Consider the following 20072-nt stretch of genomic DNA (forward strand, 5'->3'; position numbering starts at 1 on the left):
CGACACGCGTCAGCGGACGTTGACCGCCTTCCATGCCGCGTTCACCGTCTTGTACTCGCGGCTGGTCTTGCCGTACAGGTCACCCGCGGCCTTCAAGGTGGCCTTGCGGGCGCCCTTGTAGTTGGTCGTCGAGGTCATGTAGACCGTCAGCGCGCGGTACCAGATCTTGGCGACCTTCTGGTTGCCGATGCCCTTGACGGTGGAGCCGTCCTTGGTGGGGCTGTCGTACTTCACGCCCTTGATGGTCTTCCGGCCGCTGCCCTCGCTGGCGAGGTAGAAGAAGTGGTTGCCGACTCCGGAGGAGTTGTGCACGTCCAGGTCGCCGAGGCCGGACTTCCAGTAGTCGGCGGACGAGCCGTCCAGGGAGGGCTTGTCCATGCGGCGCAGCCACGGCGGGGTGGACTGGTCGCTGAAGAGGTAGTCGGGCTTGTCGTAGCGGTTGTTGGCGTACCACTCGACCATGGTGCCGAAGATGTCGCTGGTGGCCTCGTTGAGTCCGCCGGACTCACCGTCGTAGACGAGGCCGGCGGTGGCGCTGGTGACGCCGTGGGTCATCTCGTGGCCCATGGTGTCCAGGTCCACCTGCTCGGCGTCGCGGTTGCCGTCGCCGTCACCGGTGAGCATGCAGAAGCACTCGTCGGACCACTGGGCGTTGTCCCACTTGTCGCCGACGTGGACGAAGACGGTGGCGGCCTTGCCGTCGTTGCGGATGCCCTTGCGGCCGAAGGTCTTCTGGTAGTAGTCCCAGGTCCAGGCGGTGTTGGCGTGGGCGTCCACACCGGCGGTGGCGCGATTGGTGGAGAACTTCTTGCCGTCGCCCCACTCGTTGTCGCGGTCGACGAGGAGCTTGCCGGCGCTCGGGTGCTTCAGCGAGTCGGCGTCGACGTTCTTGGCGTCCTTGGTGACGGTGCCGCGCTTGGTGTCCTTGAGCGCGTACTTGCCGTCCGACCGCTTGGTGGTGTCGATGCTGATGTCACCGGTGTACTCGGAGTGGCCCTTGCCCTTGGCCTGGTGCTGCGCGTCGTAGGACGCGATCTGCTTGCCGTTGGCGGCGTCGGTGACGATGATCTTGCCGACCGGCTCCCCGTGGGTGCCGGTGCCCATCACGGTGGTCTGCCAGGCCAGCCGCGGGGTGGCGTCGACGGCCCAGACGATCAGCTTGGGGCGGGAGGTGGCGTCCTTGACCTTGTTGGTCTTCTTCAGCGCCTGGTCGGCGGTGTGCTGGGGGGAGACGCCCGGGGTGGTCTTCTTGACGGCCACCGTACGCGCTCTGGACTGGCTGAGGTCTCTGAAGTCGCCGTTCTTCGACTGGTGGACGACCAAGTCGCCACCGACGACGGGGAGTCCGCGGAAGGTGCGGTCGAAACGTATGTGCTGGGTGCCGTCGGGGTCGATGACGACGTCCTTGACGGCGAGGTCCTGTCCGGCGCCGAAGCCGAACGCCTCGGCGTGGGCACGGACGTTGGCCTTCGCGTCGGCGATGGCCTTGGCCCGCGGTGACGCGGCGGCCACGGCGGATCCCGGTTGGGCGATCTGGAGGCCGGTGGCAACGAGAGCGGATGCTGCGGCTAGCGCGGACGCGGCGACGACGCGTCGGCGCTGTGGGGAAGCCGATATCACGCTGTATCTCCTCGGGGGAGTTGACGGACAGATGGTGAGATCTTGTCGTTAACAGCGAGATAACTGATCAAATCTGAGCGATCTTTACCTGATCTTGACAGAATATTCAGTGCTTCCCGGTATGAAGACGGTCCGAACCGGTCACAGGTTGAGTCATCGCGGTCACAACCCAGCAGTGACCGCGGCATTTTGACCGCCGGGCACACCGAACGACGCGCGGCCGCCCGGGAGATCCCGGACGGCCGCCGTTCGCCGAATGTGGCGCTGTGCCAGTGTGCGACGCGCGATATCACCGTCGTGGCGCGTGGCCGACGGCCTCCTGACGCTCCTCGCGGTCGGTCCGCGCCGCCTGCGGGTGCCGCGGTCGCCCGATCAGCACCGCCAGATGCACCGTGACCATCACCGCGGCGGTCACGGCGGCGCTGTGCCACAGCAGCGCGTCCATCCGGCCCGCCGAGAGATACGCGCCCGCGGCCACCGCCACCACCGCGCACACCGCCCGGTCGATGATGCTCTCCACCGACAGCAGGGTGGCGCGCGGAGCGCCCTTCGGCACGGCGTCGTTCACCAGCTTGCGCTGGATCGGATACGCGAAGCCGGTGACCGCCGAGAACAGACAGAGCAGGCCGACCGCCGCCAGCGGCCCGCCGAGGGTGATCCCGGCCAGGGACACCGCCATCGCCAGGCTCAGGCCGGACACCATCGTCAGCGGTTTCAGCTTGCGCCCCAGCCACTGCGGCCGGGCCGCGCCCACGGCCTCGGCCACCGTCACCGCCGCCAGCACACTGCCGTGCGAGGTCTCCGGGATGCCCTGGTCGATAAGGATCGGCTGGAACAGGTTCACCTGACAGATCCGGGAGAGCGTGAAGACGGCCACGCCCTGCACCATCACCAGCGCGAGCCACGGGGAGTGGCGCAGATGGCGCAGCGCGCCCCCGGCCTCTTTCCACACCCCCGACCGGCGTTCGCCCTTCTCGCTCTCCGCGTTCCCGGCCAGCCGGGGCAGCGCCATGACGCACATCAGTGACGCCGCGGCGCTGGCCGCGCTGAGGACGTACGGCGTGGGCCGGGACAGCGCCATCAGCGGCCCCACCAGTGGCCAGCACACCACCTTGGCGGCCAGCCCGAGTGCCCGCGCGGTCCCCTCGGCGCGCAGATAGTGGTCGTCCGCGCCCTCCGCGTGCAGCGCGTCGTAGAGGTACGCGCTGGCCGCGCCCGAGGTGAGGGAGCGGCCAGCGGCGATGGCGAGGAAGTGGACCAGGAAGCCGGTGTAGTCGGGGGAGAGGACCGGGGCGAGGTTGGCCGCGGTCATCACCACCGCGCCCGCGCGCAGACAGTTGCGGGCGCCGATCCGGTCGGCCACCAGACCGGTCGGGATCTCGAACAGGCAGAACGCGATGTAGTAGATGGACTGGATGCCGAAGATCTGCGCGTCCGAGAGCCCGGCCTCCCGCTGGTAGGCGTAGAAGACCGGCATCCACCACAGCAGGTTGAACAGCAGCTGGAAACCGTTGTTGAGGGCGATGACCCGGCGGCCCCCGGCGGTGAGCGGGGATCGCCCCTCCGCCGGGGATCGCCGCTCCGCCGGGGTCCGCCGCTCCGCCGGGGTCCGCCCCTCCGCCGGGGCCCGTCCCTCCGCCGGGGTGCGGCGGAGGAACGGTATACGGCCCCTCACAGCGCGTACGGGCGGAGCTGGACCAGCCGGAAGCCGCCCTCGTCGGTCATCAGCCACTCGATGTCCAGCGGATCGTCCGGGTCGTACGAGAAGTGCGACTGGAGCAGCCGCCCGGTGAGCGCGAGATCCGCCAGCCGCGCCCGGTCCGGGGCGGGCAGGTCCGCGCCGGACGAGCCGAGGTCCACGGTGCGGCCCCCGCCCTCCACGGTGTTGTACAGGTATTGCAGCGGCAGCGCCGTTCCGTCGACGACGCTCTCGGGCGAACCGGGCGTGCAGTTGATGTAGACGTTGCGGAAGTCCTCGCGCCGGGTGGGGTTGCAGGTGACCAGCACCCCGCCGAGTTCGGCCGGGGTGTACTCCTGGACGATGACGCCCATGTAGGTGTCGTCCAGGGAGATGCCCGCCTCGTGGCGGAGCCGGACACTGCGCGGCGACAGCAGCGAGGCCCACACCTGCCGTACCGCGTCCAGGAGTTCGGCGGTGCCGTGCACCGTGGTGATGGATTCGTAGACCCCGGCGGCGGAGAACCCCGGCAGATCCTCGGCGTTGGAGGAGGAGCGGACCACCAGCCGCCTGCGGCACACACTGCCGGGGAACGGCGCGGTGATCCGCGCCGCCACCTCGTCCGGCACCGGGGTGCTGCGCACCAGCTGCTGAAGGCTCAGACACAGCGGGTCCAGCACCTCGTCGGCGCCCTGCTCCAGCGCCATCTTCAGCTTGCCGATGCCTTGTTGGAGGGCGGGCGAGGAGATCAGGAAGCGGTGCTGGAGGGCGAACGGCAGCGCCACGCCCTCGGGCGCCGTGACGGTGGCGGCCACGAACTCCGAGGCCGCCTGGCGCAGTGCCTCGGGGTCGGCGGACGTGCTCAGCCGGGAGGCGAGATGGCCGTACAGATCCTTTCTCGGCGGCCGGGACCGGCCGTAGAAGGCGGTGAGATCTGCGGTGCGGCTGTCCAGCACATGGTGGAATTCACCGAGGTTGGCCGCCTTGGTGCCGTAGCGGTCGTGGTCATCGCGGCGCAGTCTGCGCAGTTCCAGGACGGGCATGTCCTCCAGCAGCGGCGGCTCAAGGCGGATCCGCTGCTGATGCCATATGGGCTCCTCCAGTTCGGGCACCTCGTGCAGCCGGACCAGGCTCACCTCGTCGTCCCGGACCCGGTAGCACACCCAGGCCCCGTCCAGCCCCTCCGCCTCCACCAGCCGGGGCATGTCCCGCACGATGGAGTTGGGAATGCCCCAGCCGGAGGCCAGCACATTGGTGTGGGACAGCGGGGTGATGGGGGCGGCGTTGATGAATCCGGCCACCCTCGGTATGTCGTCCGGCAGCCGGTCCATGGCCACGATGTCCGACCAGCCGAGGTCCGCCGCGCGGGTGCGGTACTCCTCCACCGAGCCGAACCAGTGCAGCCGCCCGATGGCCTCACCGGTGTTCAGCGGGGTGCGGGGGCGGCTGACGAACAGCTCATGGCTGAGGATGCGCGGCAGCCGTACGTCGCCGACCATGGCCAGCGCGGCCTCCTGGGCGTGGTTGGCGGGTTTCAGCAGCAGCGGCAGCCGCCCGTCCACCCGCTCCCGGACGAAGTCGTAGAACTCCTGGAGCAGCGGGCCGTCCATGGTGTCGGCCTCGGTGGTCTCCAGCACCAGGAACGGCCGCTCCCGGCCCTCGGTGTCCTCGTCGGCGTGCAGCGACAGCACACCGAGCAGGAAACGGCGGCCGGGGTCGGAGTACACCGAGGCGTTGAACGCGTCCAGCCGGGCGTCGAGTTCGTCCAGACCCATCCCCAGGATGCGGGTGGCCACGTAGTTGACGTGGAACGGGTGGACGGCGGTGTCCAGCAGATGCCAGGTGTGCTCGGCGCGGTCGACCACCACCTTCAGATACGGATGTCCGGCCAGCACTCCGGACAGGGTCCGGAACAGCGGCAGCGACAGGTTCTCGCCGACCACGGTGGCATCGGTGCCGGGCGCGGCGGCCGGGCTGGGAAACGCGCTGAGGCCGGCCATCACGGCCTCCCGGTGGGCGGGGCGGGCGGAAGGACGGTGGGCAGGGTGTCGTTGAGTCGTTCGAAGTCACGTATCACCGTGACCGGATCGTCGGCGACCAGCAGACACAGCGCCGCCATGGAGTTCGCGCCCGCGGCCGGGTCGTAGACCGGCACCGGTGTGCCGTCCGGCAGCGAGTGCTCGGTCACCTCCGTCAGCCGCGCCCCGGTGGAGAGCAGTCCGGAGCGCTGGACGGCGGCGAAGTCCCACAGCCGCCGGTCCGGCCACGGCGCGCCGGAGCCGTCCACGGCCAGCACCACCAGCGATCCGGCCGCGCCCTTTGCGTCGGCGGCGCCGAGCACCGAACCCGGCCCGGGGGCGGGCCAGTCGACCTCGCGGCCGAGCAGCCGGTCGATGAGCATGCCGATGACGTCCACCCCGAAGACGTCCTCGATCTGCGGCACGGTCATCGCGCCACCGAACCGGGCGGCGGTCTCGATGACCCACATCCGCCCGTCGGCGCCCAGCTTGATCTCGGTGTGGGTGCCGCAGGTGCGCAGCCCGAGCGCGTCCACGGCGGCCGTCGCGAGCTCCACCACCTTGCGCTGGGCGTCCTCGGGCAGCAGGGCGGGAGTGATCCCGGCGCGTTCGGTGAACGGCTCGATGGTGGGCATCCGTCCGCTCAGGCACACCGGGTGGTAGACGCCCTCGGCCACCACGCCCTCGACGCTGACGTAGTCGCCCCAGCCGGGCTCCTCGAACCAGTCCCCGGCCGTGCCCGTCACGATCTCCTCGACCAGGAAGTCCGCGTCCGCCCCGGCCACATGGAGCTCGGCGTAGCCCTGGCGGGCGGACTCCTCCATCACCTCACGGGCCCGCGCCCAGGCGGGGGCGATGTCCTGTGGGCCGCGCAGGATCTGATGGGCGGTGGACCCGGCGCTCCAGGCGGCCTTCATCAGCATCGGGTACGGGATCTCGGCCGCGGCCTCGTGCAGATCGCGCTCGGTCGCCACGGAGCGGAACCGCGGCTGGGACACCCCGTGCCCGTCCCAGGTGCGGCGCATCATCCGCTTGTCGCGGGCCAGCACACAGTGCGCACCGGCCCCGGCGAGGCCGAGCCGCTCGGCGGCGTCGGCCACCGCCACCACGGCGTACTCGGACGGGGTGAACACCGCGTCGGCGCCGAGGGCCTGTGCCTGAGCCGTGATCAGCGCCACGAGGTCCTGGGACGTGGTGTCCGCGGGGGCGACCACCGAGGCACAGAGCCGGGTGACCGCATCGCGTGCGGAGGGCGGAAGGGGACTGAGCACGAGCAGATGCACTTCGGCCTTCGCGGCGACCCGGGACAGCGCGTATTCCAACGGCGGCCCGCCCTTGGCGTAGACAAACAGCACCTTACTCACAGATAACGACTCCTCGGTTCAGAGTTTCTCGATGGCTCAGCGAAACCGGCGGGCTGGCACTTCCGCCGCGATCCGGGCCCGTCAAGCGAACCAGTCGGGCATCACGCTTACCCGCCGAACCCGGGGCGGGCGCTCAGGCAAATGCCTGAGTGTCACCAGGAGTTCACGGTGAGCGAGGACCTCGGGCGCGGGTTTCGGCCCTTCTCGGCCCCTTGTGCGTTCCGGCCGGTTACGGCGCATGTACGCACGGTGTCTGGGCAAGCCTTGGCCATGCCTTCGGTCACGATGCCCGGAGGCCGGACCGGAAAGGCGGCAGGTGTCCGATATGGGCCTGAGTACGCTGCTTGAGCGCATGCCCGTGTCATGGTGGGAAGCCGATGAGGGGCTGCGCATCGTCAACTGCGGTGGGGGCGCGTTCCACGACCCGGGCACCGCACAGCGATTCGTCGACAGCCTCGGCGGTGCGGACCGCGGACGGCGGGAGGGGGCGGCCGCCGAGGACCGGGGGGCGAGGATCGACCGCCGCCAGGTCCGGTTCGGCGGGCGGCTGTTCGACGTCACCTCCTACCCCGGGCGGCTCGCCGGTGGCCGCCGGGGCGGCACCAGCGGGCTCGCGGTGGACATCAGCGCCCTGGACCTCGGCCGGCGCGATTACACCGCGTTCACCGACTTCGCGGACTACGCGCCCGCCGCCGCCTTCATCCGCGACCCGGGCGGCCGCTATCTGTGGGCCAACCACGCCTACGCGCATCTGTACGGCACCTCCGCCGAGGCCGTGATCGGCAGCAGTGTCACCGACTTCGACGCCCCCGAGGACGTGGCCACCTTCCAGACGCTGGACCGTCAGGTGCTCAGCTCCGGCAGGCCGGTGCGGCACACCATCGACTACCACCGCCCGGACGGCTCCCCCGGACGCGCGGTCGGCCACCGCTTCCCGGTGGCCGAGGGCGACCAGACCTGTGTGGCCGGGATCTACATCGACATCACCGACTACACCCTCGCCCTCAGTCAGCGGCGTGCCGCCGAGGAGGACCTCCAGGCGCTCAGCGAACACAGCGGTCTGCCCTGCGCCCTGCTCTCGACGGGCGGCCGGATACGCCGAGTCAGCGCCTCGGCCGCGGAACTGCTGCGGGTCCATGTCCCCGATCTGCTCGGCCGCCCCGCCCACCGCTATCTGGCCCCCACCGAGGATCTGGCCGGACTGCGCCACGCCTGGCGGGATCTGGTGAACCGGCGCAGACGCCGGATCCAGACCTCCGCGGCCTTCCTCGACGCGCGGGGCGCGGAGTGGCGGGCCCGGCTGCTGCTCACCGCCGTCGGCAGCGGCTCACGACGGGCCCGCGGCGTGTGGGTGGTGCTGCCCCACCACACCCTGCCGCACCGGCCGCTGCCGCCGCTCACCGCGGCGCAGTTGCGCATCCTCACCCTGCTGTCCGCCGGACACGGCAACAACGAGATCGCCGCCTCGCTCCGGCTCTCGCGGCAGACGCTGGACTACCACCTCGGCCGGCTGCGGGAGTTGCTGGAGGCGCCCACCCGGCTGGCGCTGGTCAGCCGGGCGTATGTGCTGGGCATCCTCGATCCGCAGGCATGGCCGCCGCGCTCGGCCATCGGCCGCCGTCCGGCCGGTCCCTGCTGAACGCGGCCTGCTGAACCTGGTCCATCCCCGCTGAACGCGGCCGGTCTCTGCCGAACGCGGCCGGTTCCCGCCCAAGGACGCGGCGAGTGTGGGGTGGTTCACAGCGCCGCCACCCATCTCCTGAATGAATTCTTGTTATCCGGTGTCCCGGCCCGGGTCTCCCTCAGTGCCAGGACGACGAGTCGAGCTCAGGAAATGGGGCGCTGAGAGTGAGCAGCGAGGTCGGAGCAGAGGTCATCGAGGCCGCGCGGTCCGGTGACCCGGTGGCGCGAGATCAGCTGGTCAGTACGTATCTGCCACTGGTCTACAACGTCGTCGGCCGCGCCCTCAAGGGGCATGCGGACGTCGACGACGTGGTCCAGGACACCATGATCCGCGCCCTCGGCGGGCTCGGCGGCCTACGGGACCCCTCCGCCTGCCGCTCCTGGCTCGTGGCGATCGCGATGAACCAGGTGCGCCGGCACTGGCGGGAGCGGCAGGACGCGCCCGTCGGCGGCCTGGGGGAGGTGCACGAAATGCCCGGACCCGAGCCCGACTTCGCCGATCTGACGATCGTGCGGCTGGGGCTGGAAGGCCAGCGCAAGGAGGTCGCCGAGGCGACGCGCTGGCTCGACGACAGCGAGCAGGAAGTACTCTCGCTGTGGTGGCTGGAGGCCGGGGGCGAACTGACCCGGGCCGAGGTGGCCGCCGCCCTCGAGCTCTCGCCGCAGCACACGGCCGTACGCGTGCAGCGCACCAAGGACCAGCTGGAGACCGCGCGGGTGGTGGTCCGCGCCCTGTCCACCGCCCCGCTCTGTGGCGAGCTGCGGCAGCTCACCGCCATCTGGGACGGACGGCCGTCCGCGCTGTGGCGGAAGCGAATATCCCGCCACGCCCGCGGCTGCGCCGAGTGCTCCGGCCACTGGTCCGGACTGGTCCCGGCCGAGGGACTGCTCGTCGGGCTCGGTCTGGTGCCGGTGGCGGGCGCGCTGCTGGGCTGGCGGGCGAGCACGGCGGCCGCCGCGCAACTCCCCATGGACCCGGCCGGATCGGCCGTGTCCGGCGATGCGTGGATGTACTCGGCGGACACCAATGTGCTCCCGACGGTGGACCTGGGACCGGCCGGTGCGCACGGCTCGGACGGCGCGACGGACGGCTCGGGCGGCGCGCACGCCGCGGGCGGGGCGCGCAGCGCCCGGCACCGGGCCCGCAAGCGGTCCCGTGCCGCCCGCGGGGCTGGGGTCGCGGCGCTCGCGCTGGCCGTCGGCGGTGCCGCGCTGCTGCTCGTCCCCGGGGACAACGGGCACAACGACGCCGGGAGCAGCCGGACCGCACCGCTGGCGGAGGAGACCCCGTCCGCCGATGAGCCCACCCCCGACCACACCACCACCCGGCCCGCCAGCCGCAAGGAGAGCCCGACCCGGCGTCCGGTCACCAAGGCGCCCCGTTCCGCCAAGCCCACTCCGCGCCCCAGCAAGAGCGCCCCGACCGCACCGCCCACCCGCTCCGCCCCGACCACCGCGCCCCCGAAGGCCGACCCCGGCTCGGGCAACAGCACCGCGTTCGCGCAGCAGGTCATGGAGCTGGTCAACATCGAGCGCGGCAAGGTGGGCTGCTCCCCGGTCCGCCTCAACGACAAGCTGAACTCCGCCGCCCAGCGCCACTCCGACGACATGGCCGCCCGCGGCTACTTCGACCACACCTCCCCCGACGGCTCGGACCCCGGCGACCGGATCACCGCCGCCGGATACCCGTGGCGCACCTACGGCGAGAACATCGCCAAGGGGCAGCAGACCCCGGCCGCGGTCATGGACTCCTGGATGAACAGCCCCGGCCACCGGCAGAACATCCTTAACTGCGACTTCACGGAGATGGGCGTCGGCGTCAACCGCGGCAGCGGAGGCCCCACCTGGACCCAGGCGTTCGGCGACCGCTGAGGTCACCTCCGCGGCGGCCGGGCCGCGGGGAGTTCAGCCGCGGGTGAGCGCGAGGCCCTCGGTGCCCGGCTCACCGGGGAGCGGGGCCGTGGCCTCCGGTACGTCGAGGGCCGGTACGTCGAACGCCGGGTGGACGCGGGCCGGGAGGACGGGAGCCAGGACACCGATGGCCGGGAAGCCGGTGAGCAACACCGGGTGGACGGCGCCCCGGTGGGACGTCCGCGCCGGCAGCGGGTCCGGACGTGGAGCCGGACGTGGAGCCGGAAGCGCGGCCGGGACCGGCTGCCGGGACGCCGGTACGGAACCGGCCGGGCGGGGCGCGCGGGAGAGCAGGACAACGCCGCGGGCCGCCGCCGCGGCGCCCGCGAGGGCGAGGGCGGTGCCCGCCGGGCCGCCGTGCAGACGCTCGCCCAGCAAGATGATGCCGATGGCCGCCGCGGCGACCGGGTTGGCGAGGGTCAGGGTGGCCAACGGGGCGCCCAGGCCGCCCGCGTAGGCGCTCTGGGAGAGCAGCAGACCGCTCACCGCGAACGCCGCGACCAGGACGGCCACCGCCAGTACGGGCCAGGACAGCACGGCGGTCCCGGTGCGGGTGGTGAGCGCGACCGTGAGGGTCTGGGTGAGCGCCGAGGCGACGCCGGAGGCGATACCGGACGCCGCGGCGAACCGCAGCCCGCGGCCGCGTGGCCGCCGGCCGGGCAGGGTGAGCAGGGCGATCAGCACCAGGACGACGGCCGCCACCGACAGCGCCTCGGGCAGGGCCAGGGTGTTGTGCGGCGCGGCGCCACCGGTGACGGGCAGCAGAGCGCCGAGGCCGAGCAGGGCAAGCGCGGTACCGCGCCACTCGGTCCGCAGGACCCGTCGGCCCGCGAGGTACGCGCCCAGCGGGACGGCGGCGACCAGGGTGAGCGCGCCCAGTGGCTGGACGAGAGTGAGGGGGCCGTATCCAAGCGCCGCTACATGCAGCAAGGCACCGGCCGCGTTCAGCCCGACCGCTCCCCACCAGGGGCCGCACCGCAGCAGCCCGGCGATGCCGCCCCGGCGGCCGGAGGCCGCCAGCCGCTCCTGGGCCACGGCCGCGGTCGCGTAGGCCACGGCGGAGGCGAGGGCGAGTCCGACGGCTATGAGAGTCGGGTCCATCCGCCGCTCCTCCCGTCCGCTCGGCCGCTGATGGCCAGCTCCTATCGGTACACGACTGTACCGATACGAGAGTGTACCGGTTCATTGGTGTATCGGTACAGAGGTGTATCGGTACACACGTGTATCGGTACGTCGATGTCTCGGTACACTGTGAGGGGAAGCCGGGTATCGGGGGAGTCCGAGGAGGAACACATGCCGTCGGAGGCCACGGCCACGCAGCAGCGCCGTTCGAAGATCACTCCCGAGCGGGAGCAGGAGTTCTACACGGCGGTGCTGGATCTGCTCCAGGAGGGCGGATACGAGGCGCTCACCATCGAGGGCGTCGCCGCCCGCACCCGCTCCAGCCGTTCCACGCTCTACCGCCAGTGGAACTCCAAGCCGCAGCTGGTGGTCGCGGCGCTGCGGTCCGGCAACCGTCGGATGGCCCTGGAGGGCATCGACACCGGTTCCCTGGAGGGCGATCTGCGGGCGGTCGCCGAGGCCGCCGGGTCGGTATGCGGTGGAGACACCAAGCTGATGTACGCGGTCGGGCATGCCGCGCTGGACAACCCCGAGCTGCTGGAGGCGCTGCGTTCGGCGCTGATCGAGCACGAGGTGGCGGCGATCCGGGCCATGGTCCGCAGGGGTGTGGAGCGCGGTGAGGTCGCCGAGGACAACGCGGCGGGCGAGTTCGTACCCACCCAGTTGATCGGCGCGATGCGGGTGCGCCCGCTGCTGGAGGGGCGGCAGGCCGACGCCGCCTACCTCACCCGTTTCCTGGAGTCCTCGGTCTTCCCCGCCCTGGGGATCGGCGTGCGGGTCTGATGCCTCGCGTCGGCGGGGCCGGTTCCGTCATGGGGTCCGTCCCGTCAGGTGTCCCCTCCCGCAGGGGGCCCGTCAGATCACCGGCGGACGGCCCAGCCGGGTCATCCGCCACACCGTGCGCCAGCGCATCGGACGCCGGGTGCCGCACGGGGTGCGGACCCCCTCCATGAATCCGCCCGCCCAGGCCCGCAGACCGTCCACGGCGCGGGTGCGCGCCAAGGTGAGCAGCGTCCAACTGCCCAGGTAGAGGGGGATCAGGGGCAGCGGCAGATGGCGGCGGGCCAGCCAGACCCGGTTGCGGGCGGTCATCCGGTAGTAGACCGCGTGCCGGGCGGGGGAGGTCTTGGGGTGCTGGAGCAGCAGCTCGGGGGAGTACCGCACGGTCCAGCCGTCGTCCAGTGCCCGCCAGGCGAGATCGGTCTCCTCATGGGTGAAGAAGAACGCGTCCGGCCAGCCGCCGATCCGCTCCAGCATCGGCATCGACAGGGCATGGCCGCCACCGAGGAAGGTGGTCACCTCACCGCCGCGCATCGGGTCCGAGGAGCGCAGCCGGGGGACGTGGCGGCGCTGGGTCTCACCGTGCTCGTCGGCGATGCGGAAGCTCACGATGCCCAGCCGCGGATCGGCCGCGTACAGATCCCGCACCGTACCGAACACATCGGGGTCGATGAGCAGTCCGTCGTCGTCGAGGTCGATCACTACATCGACATCGCCGAACTCGCGCAGCCGCCGCAGCGCCACATTGCGGCCGCCCGCGACGCCCAGGTTCTCGTCCAGTTCGACGGCGGTCACATGCGCGGGGAGCTCCGGGAGCGGGGAGCCGTTGCCGACGACCACGATCCGGGTCGCGGAGACGTCCTGCTTGTCCACCGACTCCAGGAGCGCGGCCACCTCGCGGGGCCGGTTGCCCATGGTCAGGATGGCCACACCCAGGCGCGGTTCGGACACGACAGGACTCCAGAGCTCGACGACGATTCCCGCGATCGTAGCCGTTCACCGAAGTGGCCACTTCCGTACAGCCAATGTTCACCAAGGAACAGCCGGACAGCGGAAGCGGGTCTCAGCCGTCGAGAGAGGCCACCGCTTTCTTGGCGGCGCCGATCGCGCCGTCGCGTATCGCCGCTTCCGGCGCGGCCTGATGGCTGCTGAAGTCGCCGCCGTTGTACGTCACCGTGATCGTCGCGTTGGCCCTGCGCACGGTGATCTTGGCCTCGCGCATCTTCTGGCCGTCTTCGGTGGTGAGCGTCTCGGCGATCCACGCCCGGTCGCCGAGGCCGGACAGTGGTTCGGCGGAGTCCGGGCCCTTCTTCCCGCCCGGCGAGGTGCCCGCGACGTCGTAGGCGACGTCCAGCCAGCGGTAGTCGTAGTCGTCCAGGGCGTGCCATGAGCAGCCGGTGCGGCGGGAGACATCGCCGGTCTTCAGCTCGTTCCCGGCCGTCGAGCCCCCGGGCACCAGCTTCTTGACCGTGTCCGCGGGGAGGGTGGCGCAGGCCCGCGCGGGCGCCTTGGGGTAGCGGGGCGGCGCGGTGGAGTCGCCGGGGGCGGGAGCGGGGGCCGAAGGCTTCGGCGAGGCGTCGGCCTGCCGGGGCCGCGCGTCCGAGTCGCTCGTGGTGGTCATGGCCACACCCGCGGCGGCGAGCACGGCCACGGGCACCAGACGGGCGGCCAGCGTGAGCGGCAGAGAACGCATGGCGGTCTCTTTTCGGTCGGATGGCGGTCGTGAAAAGGGAGGCGCGGGCGGGGTGATGGGCTGGTGGGAGCAGTGGGAGAGACCCTGCCATACGGAGCGATCGTGGAACACCCCGGGCCCGGACAAGATCGCTGCTGGCCTAATGGGGTGAATTTACATCTTCTTCACATTACCCACCCAAAACCTTGGATATCTACGACGGGTGACGATCCATCGACCATCGACCGCGACCGGTTTACGGCCTTCTTCCCGCCTCACCCGTCGCGGACCGCACCTTCGCCTCCAGGGCCTCCGGAGTCTCCCGCGGCAGCGGTGCGCCCTGTCGGGCCGTGCGCGCCCCATCCGTCGCTTTCCGCACCTCTCTCACCTCTCGTACCGTGCCGACCGTCATCTCCGCCTTCATCAGGACTTTCTGATGTCACATCAGTTTCTCCAAGAGGCGGCGGATTGCGTCAAACGCCCCTTCCGGCAACGGTCCTCATCCAGTGGCCATGTACGTGTCGTGTGCGGGCAAACACACCGCCGCTCCCCGACACTCCAATTCCTCTGACGCCACGAGCCAGGGGAGAGCACATGGCACACGACTCGCACCAGCAGGCCATACGAGCCGCGGCAGCACGTCTGGGCCGCCGCCGCTTCCTCACCGTAACCGGTGCCGCCGCCGCACTCGCGTTCACCACCAACCTGCCCAGCGCCCAGGCCGCGCAGGTGTCTTCGCACACGCTCACCGACAACCCCTTCACCCTCGGCGTGGCCTCCGGCGATCCGCTGCCGGACTCCGTCGTGCTGTGGACCAGACTGGCGCCCCGTCCCTACGAGCCGGGCAACGGGCTGCCCGAGGAGGGCACCGTCACGGTCGACTGGGAGGTCGCCCGCGACGAGCACTTCAAGCGGATCGCCCGGCGCGGCAGGGCCGGAGCGCACGCCGAGTTCAACTACGCCCTGCACGTGGACGCCAAGGGGCTCGAGGCCGACCGCGTCTACTGGTACCGCTTCCGGGCCGGCAAGTGGATCAGCCCGGTGGGCCGCACTCGCACCGCCCCCTCCACCGGGGCCCGGATCCATGACCTGCGGTTCGGTCTGGTGTCCTGCCAGGCGTACCACGACGGCTACTACACCGCCTTCGCCCACCTCGCGAACGAGGACCTGGACGCCGTCTTCCACGTCGGCGACTACCAGTACGAGTACGCCGTCAACGCCACCGGTGGCGCCCGCAATTACTCCGACCGCCGCCTCCCCGACGTCTTCAACACCGAAACCGTCACCCTCCAGGACTACCGGCTGCGCTACGCGCTCTACAAGTCCGACGAGGACCTCCAGGCCGCTCACGCGGCGTTCCCCTGGTACGTCACCTGGGACGACCACGAGACCGAGAACAACTACGCAGGCGACGTCGACGAGAACAACAGCCCGCCGGAGGAGTTCCTGGTCCGCCGGGCCGCCGCGTACCGCGCGTACTGGGAGAACATGCCGCTGCGCATGCCGCAGCAGCCCGAAGGCCCCGATATGCGGCTCTACCGCCGCTACCACTACGGCCGGCTCGCCCAGTTCGACATCCTCGACACCCGCCAGTACCGCTCCAACCAGGCGTACGGAGACGGCTGGCAGTACCCCGGGCCCGACTCCGAGGACCCGGCGCGCACCCTCACCGGCGCGGCCCAGGAGCGCTGGCTGCTCGACGGTTTCCACCGCTCCAAGGCCACCTGGAACGTCCTTCCGCAGCAGGTCACCTTCTCCCAGCGGAAGAACACCACCGCCGACCGCTCCAAGCTCTCCATGGACTCCTGGGACGGCTACCCGGCCTCCCGCGACCGGATCCTGGCGGGTGTCGAGCAGGCCGGTGTGGAGAACTTCGTCGTCCTCACCGGTGACGTCCATGTCCACTACGCCTTCGACATCAAGAAGGACTTCAACAAGCCCGACTCCCGCACCCTGGGCGTCGAGTTCGTCGGCACGTCCATCAGCAGCGGGAAGGACGGCGCGGACAAGCCCGCCAACTGGTCCACCTACATGGCGGCCAACCCGCATATGAAGTTCTACAACGGCCGTCGCGGCTATGTGACGGTCACGCTGGACGAGCAGCACGCGCGGGCCGACTATAAGACGGTCCCCGCGGTCACCACCCCGGGGGCGCCGCTCACCACCGCGGCGTCGTTCGTCAGCGAGGCCGGAAACCCCGGTCTGCACTCCGCCTGACGCCCCGCGCGCCCGGCCGCGGTACGCGTCCGGCCCCACCCCGGGCCGGGCGCGTACCCTGCCGTGCGTGGCGACGACGAACGAGGCCAACCGCGACCGCGCGCTGTCCCGGCTGGCCGAGGACGTGGCGGCGCTCCCCGAGGCGCTCCCCGAGGGGGAGCGGCCGTGGTGCGCCGGGGTGGCCCTGGCCGCGGGGACCGGATCGGGCCCCCTGGTCCGGGAAGCCTCCGGCTGGGCGGTGCGCTACGCGGCCCACGACCGGGAGCTGCCGCGCGAGCGGTGGGAGCCGGTCCGGGCCGACACCGTCTTCGACCTCGCCTCGCTCACCAAGCTGTTCACCACGATCGTGGCGATGCGGGCCCTGGAACGCGGGCGGATCGCTCTCGACGCGCCCGTCGCCTCGTACGCACCGGCGTTCACGGCCGCCGCCGAGCACGGCGTCACGGTGCGGCAGCTGCTCACCCACACCTCGGGCCTGGTCCCCGAACTCCCCCTGTACGACTGCGCCTCCGCCGAGGAGCGGCTGACCCGGCTGACCTCCGAGCCCCCGGCCACCGCCCCCGGCACCGAGCGCCGCTACTCCGATCTCAACTTCCTGCTGTTGCAGGCCGTGCTCGAAGGCGCCGAGGGCGAACCCCTGGACCGGCTCGTCCACCACGCCATCACCGGCCCCCTGGGCATGACCTCCACCCGCTTTTGCCCGCCCACCTCCTGGCTGCCGCGCATCGCCGCGACGGAGGACCAGCGGCGCCCCTGGGGCAAACTGGACCGCGGCATGGTGCGCGGCACCGTCCACGACGAGAACGCCTACGCCCTGGGCGGGATCGCGGGCCACGCGGGACTCTTCGCCACGGCCGAGGACCTCGCCGTGCTGTGCCGCACCCTGCTGCGCGGCGGCGGCCCGCTGCTCGCCCCCTCCTCCGTGGACCTGATGCTGACCGCACCGGGCCTGGGCTTCGAGATCGACCAGCCCTGGTTCATGGGCGAGTTGGCGGGACGGGGCGCGGCGGGCCATACCGGGTTCACGGGTACGAGCCTGGTCCTGGACCGCGCCACCGACTGCTACCTGGTGCTGCTGGCCACCACCGTCCATCCCCGCCGCCGCCCCGCCGACAACCGCCCGAGGGCGGCCGCGGCGACGGCCCTGGCCCGTGCCGTGGGCTGACGTTCGCCGTGCGGCTCAGCCGTCCTGTGGGGGCCAGGTGTCGCCCCATGAGGCGTCGCGGGCCGCGCGGTAGAGGGGGCCGTGGCGTTTGGTGACCGTGCGGCGGGTCATGCCCTCGTCCTCGGTGCACAGGTCCAGCAGGACCTGGCCCTTGCGGGTCTGGGGGTGGCGGATCACGCGGGACGGGGCCGGCGGGGCGGCGAAGCGGGCCGCCGCGACATAGGCGAACTTCTCGTCCTCGTACGGCAGTGAGCCGCCCTTGACCTGGCGGTGGAGGGAGGAGCGGCTGACGCGCGCGGCGAAGTGGCACCAGTCGGCGCCGGGTTCGATGGGGCAGGCCGCGCTGTGCGGGCAGGGGGCGACCAGCCGCAGGCCCGCCGCGGTGAGCCGGTCGCGGGCCTCGCGGATACGGGCGAAGCCGTCGGGGGTGCCCGGTTCGATCAGCACCACGGTCTGGGCGGCGCGCGCGGCCTCGTCGACGACCGCGTGCCGGTCGGCCTCGGTCAGCTCGCCGAGGACGTACGAGACCGTGACGAGGTCCGTCGCGTCCGGGAGACCGAGGCCGTCGCCGATGGCCCGGCGCTGCCACTGGGCGCTACGCAGCGCCTCCGGGGCGGCGTGGCGGGCGAGTTCGCGGCCGAGGGCGAGGGCGGGCTCGGCCCAGTCCAGGACGGCGGTGGTGTGGCCGCCGTCCGGCCAGGCGGCGGCGACCGCCCAGCTCGCCGCGCCGGTGCCGCCGCCGATGTCGATGTGGGTGGCGGGGGACCAGTCGGGGGCCTGGGCGCGGAAGGCGGTGAGGGCGGCGCGGACCGCCTCGAAGGTCGCGGGCATCCGGTAGGCGGCGTACGCGGCGACGTCGGAGCGGTCGCGCAGGACGGGTGCGTCGGTGGGGGTGCGGCCCCGGTAGTTGGCGATCAGCCGGTCGACCGCCTGTGCCGCCTGGCGGGGCGGCAGTCCGTCGAGGAGTGCGGCGAGCGCGGTGCGCAGTGTCTCGTCGGCGGGGGCGGCGTGAGGGGCGTGCATTGGGCGGATTCTACCGGCCGGGGCGGTGCCTCCGAGCGCTTCCGAGTCCTTCCGGGTGCGAGACGATACGTATCGGTTCGGAAAGGATCGGCGCTTCGATAGATTGGCGTCATGGCCGACAAAGCAGCCCCCGACGCCACCCGCCGCAGCCAGCGCTCGCACCGCGCGATCCTCGACGCCGCCATCGGACTCGTCGGCGAGGTGGGCTATGCCAAGCTCACCATCGAGGCCATCGCCGCCCGCGCCGGGGTGGGCAAACAGACCATCTACCGCTGGTGGCCCTCCAAGGCCGCGGTGCTGCTCGACGCCTTCGTGGCGCTCGGGGAGCGCGCCGCCCGGGAGGCGGGCGGTGCGGAGGTGTACGAGATCCCCGACACCGGGGACCTGGAGGCGGATCTGAAGACGGTGGTGCGGGCGACGGTCGACGAGCTGAACTCACCCGAGTACGACGCCCCGTCGCGTGCGCTGGCCGCCGAGACCGTGATCAACGCGGAGCTGGGCGCCGAGTTCGTCCGCCGGGTGCTGGAGCCGCAGCTCCAGCTCTATGTGAAGCGGCTGCGCACCGCACAGGACGCGGGGCAGGTGGATCCCGCGATCGATCCGCGGATCGCCCTGGAGCTGATCGTCGGGCCGCTGGCCCACCGCTGGCTGCTGCGGACGCTGCCGCTGACCCATGAGTACGGCGACGCCGTGGTCGAGATGGTGCTGCGGGGGATCACCGTGCGCTAGGGAGTCACCGTGCGCTGCGGATCACCGTGCGCTGGGTGGGGGTCCGCCCGGCGCCGCCCGTCCGGGGGTCCATCCGGCGGAGGCGCGTACCGGCGGGGGCGGGGTGCCCAGCCGCTGCGGCGCGTCCGTGATGATGCCGCCGCAGCCCAGCCGCAGCATCCGGTCCCGCTGGCCGGGGGAGTTCACGGTGTGGGCCCAGACCTGGGGTATGCCCGAGGCGACGGCCCGCCGCACATCGGCGTCCCGCGCCTGGTAGTCCACGTCCAGCAGCTCGACGAAGCCGCGCCAGTCGCGCGGCCGATCGGTGACCATCTGGCGGGCGGACCGCCACAGCTGGGTCCGCAGGCCCATGCCGTGGGCCTGCCGGGCCACCTCGGGGTGGTTGGTGTTGACGAGGACCGAGCCGACCAGCCCCCGGTCGCGGATCATCCGGGCCAGCCGCGGCAGGCTCTCCGGGTCCTTGGCCTCGGCCATCAGCGTGGTCCGGCCGCCGAAGCGGTCCAGCACCTCGGCGACGGTGGGCGGGCGCTCGGAGCGCCAGCTGCCGGGGAGCGCGGGGTCGGGGCGCAGCCGTACGGTCTGCCAGTCGGCGGCGGTGAGGTTCTTCACGGGACCGGTCCGGTCCGTCGTACGGTCCAGCGTCGCGTCGTGGATCACCACCAGCGTGCCGTCCCCCAGCGCGCGGGTGTCGAAGTCCAGGACCTGGGCGTGCTGCCGGACGAAGGCGGCGGTCAGCCCGGACATGCTGTTCTCGGGCTCTTCGAGGGCGCCGCCGCGGTGCGCGGTGTAGACGATCGCGGGGCGGGCGCGGGGCGGGCGTATCGCCTCCGGAAGCGGGGCGGTGGTCAGCGGGCCGGCGCGGCGCACGGACGGCCGCGCGGAGGGGTGGGCCGCGAGGGCCACCGGTATCGACAGGGTGAGCACCGCCATCCCGGTCACAAAGCGCCTGGTGATCATAAACGGAACGGTAAGGGCGAGATATCCGTTATGCCCTGATATCGGCACCCGGACGTGGGTCTCTCCCGTACCCCGGATGCGGACACCGGCCACCTCGGGAGCAGGATGGTGGCAGCATTGATCGGGTACCGGT

At 71.9% G+C, this 20072-nt stretch carries 15 protein-coding genes; 6 read left to right on the top strand and 9 right to left on the bottom strand.

The genetic code is table 11. The annotated features are described in order from the left end of the window. Window positions 1-9: 9 nt before the first annotated feature. The 4 genes from AC4BEG_RS25105 to AC4BEG_RS25120 form a co-directional block, all read right to left on the bottom strand. Window positions 10-1620: a M4 family metallopeptidase gene (locus tag AC4BEG_RS25105; RefSeq protein WP_490702004.1), complete on the bottom strand. Its 1611-nt coding sequence runs from the start codon at window positions 1618-1620 to the stop codon at window positions 10-12. A gap of 289 nt (window positions 1621-1909) precedes the next feature. Then, window positions 1910-3295 carry an MFS transporter gene (locus tag AC4BEG_RS25110; RefSeq protein ID WP_490702005.1) on the bottom strand — a complete coding sequence of 462 codons (1386 nt, stop codon included), beginning with the start codon at window positions 3293-3295 and terminating at the stop codon, window positions 1910-1912. Beyond that, on the bottom strand, window positions 3292-5298 hold the full coding sequence (locus AC4BEG_RS25115) for a PEP/pyruvate-binding domain-containing protein (RefSeq protein ID WP_490702006.1): 2007 nt from the start codon (window positions 5296-5298) through the stop codon (window positions 3292-3294). The genes AC4BEG_RS25110 and AC4BEG_RS25115 overlap by 4 nt, the downstream gene beginning before the upstream one ends. Further along, window positions 5298-6680 (bottom strand): ATP-grasp domain-containing protein, encoded by a 1383-nt coding sequence (locus tag AC4BEG_RS25120; RefSeq protein ID WP_490702007.1) that lies wholly within the window; start codon window positions 6678-6680, stop codon window positions 5298-5300. Before AC4BEG_RS25120 ends, AC4BEG_RS25115 begins: the two co-directional genes overlap by 1 nt. A 352-nt stretch (window positions 6681-7032) precedes the next feature. On the opposite strand from AC4BEG_RS25120, the gene AC4BEG_RS25125 reads away from it, so the two are divergent. Together AC4BEG_RS25125 and AC4BEG_RS25130 are read left to right on the top strand one after the other, a co-directional pair. Then, a complete protein-coding gene (locus AC4BEG_RS25125; protein WP_490702008.1) occupies window positions 7033-8319 on the top strand; it encodes a PAS domain-containing protein in 1287 nt (428 codons plus the stop codon). Window positions 8320-8528: 209 nt separating this feature from the next. Then, window positions 8529-10235 (top strand): sigma-70 family RNA polymerase sigma factor, encoded by a 1707-nt coding sequence (locus AC4BEG_RS25130; RefSeq protein ID WP_490702009.1) that lies wholly within the window; start codon window positions 8529-8531, stop codon window positions 10233-10235. Window positions 10236-10268: 33 nt separating this feature from the next. Here the strand turns inward: AC4BEG_RS25130 and AC4BEG_RS25135 are convergent, their stop codons facing one another. Next, a complete protein-coding gene (locus tag AC4BEG_RS25135; protein ID WP_490702010.1) occupies window positions 10269-11375 on the bottom strand; it encodes a DMT family transporter in 1107 nt (368 codons plus the stop codon). Between the two features lie 192 nt (window positions 11376-11567). On the opposite strand from AC4BEG_RS25135, the gene AC4BEG_RS25140 reads away from it, so the two are divergent. Then, entirely contained in the window at window positions 11568-12179 is a 612-nt protein-coding gene (locus AC4BEG_RS25140; protein ID WP_490702011.1) for a TetR/AcrR family transcriptional regulator, read from the top strand. 72 nt (window positions 12180-12251) lie between these two features. Here the strand turns inward: AC4BEG_RS25140 and AC4BEG_RS25145 are convergent, their stop codons facing one another. Further along, window positions 12252-13127 (bottom strand): glycosyltransferase family 2 protein, encoded by an 876-nt coding sequence (locus tag AC4BEG_RS25145; RefSeq protein ID WP_490702012.1) that lies wholly within the window; start codon window positions 13125-13127, stop codon window positions 12252-12254. 112 nt (window positions 13128-13239) lie between these two features. After that, the gene (locus tag AC4BEG_RS25150) at window positions 13240-13869 is read right to left on the bottom strand and encodes a hypothetical protein (RefSeq protein ID WP_490702013.1); all 630 of its coding nucleotides are present in this window, start codon (window positions 13867-13869) and stop codon (window positions 13240-13242) included. Window positions 13870-14442: 573 nt separating this feature from the next. On the opposite strand from AC4BEG_RS25150, the gene AC4BEG_RS25155 reads away from it, so the two are divergent. Both AC4BEG_RS25155 and AC4BEG_RS25160 read left to right on the top strand, forming a co-directional pair. After that, on the top strand, window positions 14443-16065 hold the full coding sequence (locus tag AC4BEG_RS25155) for an alkaline phosphatase D family protein (RefSeq protein WP_490702014.1): 1623 nt from the start codon (window positions 14443-14445) through the stop codon (window positions 16063-16065). A 103-nt stretch (window positions 16066-16168) separates the two neighbouring features. Next, complete coding sequence (locus AC4BEG_RS25160; protein ID WP_490707181.1) at window positions 16169-17230, top strand: serine hydrolase domain-containing protein; 1062 nt, start codon at window positions 16169-16171, stop codon at window positions 17228-17230. A 15-nt stretch (window positions 17231-17245) separates the two neighbouring features. Here the strand turns inward: AC4BEG_RS25160 and AC4BEG_RS25165 are convergent, their stop codons facing one another. Further along, the gene (locus AC4BEG_RS25165) at window positions 17246-18253 is read right to left on the bottom strand and encodes a small ribosomal subunit Rsm22 family protein (RefSeq protein ID WP_490702015.1); all 1008 of its coding nucleotides are present in this window, start codon (window positions 18251-18253) and stop codon (window positions 17246-17248) included. A 111-nt stretch (window positions 18254-18364) separates the two neighbouring features. Between AC4BEG_RS25165 and AC4BEG_RS25170 the strand changes: the two genes are divergently transcribed. After that, window positions 18365-18982, top strand: coding sequence for a TetR/AcrR family transcriptional regulator (locus AC4BEG_RS25170; protein WP_490702016.1), 618 nt, complete (start codon window positions 18365-18367; stop codon window positions 18980-18982). Window positions 18983-19003: 21 nt separating this feature from the next. Here AC4BEG_RS25170 and AC4BEG_RS25175 read toward each other — a convergent pair whose 3' ends face one another. Beyond that, window positions 19004-19939 (bottom strand): glycerophosphodiester phosphodiesterase, encoded by a 936-nt coding sequence (locus tag AC4BEG_RS25175; protein WP_490702017.1) that lies wholly within the window; start codon window positions 19937-19939, stop codon window positions 19004-19006. Window positions 19940-20072 lie beyond the last annotated feature (133 nt).

Source organism: Streptomyces sp. JLBJ103, assembly GCF_058215575.1.

Excerpts from the sequence above, each read along its gene's own strand:
- AC4BEG_RS25155 (WP_490702014.1), top strand. The coding sequence starts at position 14,443 with ATGGCACACGACTCGCACCAGCAGGCCATACGAGCCGCGGCAGCACGT.
- AC4BEG_RS25125 (WP_490702008.1), top strand. The coding sequence starts at position 7,033 with ATGCCCGTGTCATGGTGGGAAGCCGATGAGGGGCTGCGCATCGTCAAC.
- AC4BEG_RS25135 (WP_490702010.1), bottom strand. The coding sequence starts at position 11,375 with ATGGACCCGACTCTCATAGCCGTCGGACTCGCCCTCGCCTCCGCCGTG.
- AC4BEG_RS25170 (WP_490702016.1), top strand. The coding sequence starts at position 18,365 with ATGGCCGACAAAGCAGCCCCCGACGCCACCCGCCGCAGCCAGCGCTCG.
- AC4BEG_RS25150 (WP_490702013.1), bottom strand. The coding sequence starts at position 13,869 with ATGCGTTCTCTGCCGCTCACGCTGGCCGCCCGTCTGGTGCCCGTGGCC.
- AC4BEG_RS25175 (WP_490702017.1), bottom strand. The coding sequence starts at position 19,939 with ATGATCACCAGGCGCTTTGTGACCGGGATGGCGGTGCTCACCCTGTCG.
- AC4BEG_RS25115 (WP_490702006.1), bottom strand. The coding sequence starts at position 5,298 with ATGGCCGGCCTCAGCGCGTTTCCCAGCCCGGCCGCCGCGCCCGGCACC.
- AC4BEG_RS25140 (WP_490702011.1), top strand. The coding sequence starts at position 11,568 with ATGCCGTCGGAGGCCACGGCCACGCAGCAGCGCCGTTCGAAGATCACT.
- AC4BEG_RS25165 (WP_490702015.1), bottom strand. The coding sequence starts at position 18,253 with ATGCACGCCCCTCACGCCGCCCCCGCCGACGAGACACTGCGCACCGCG.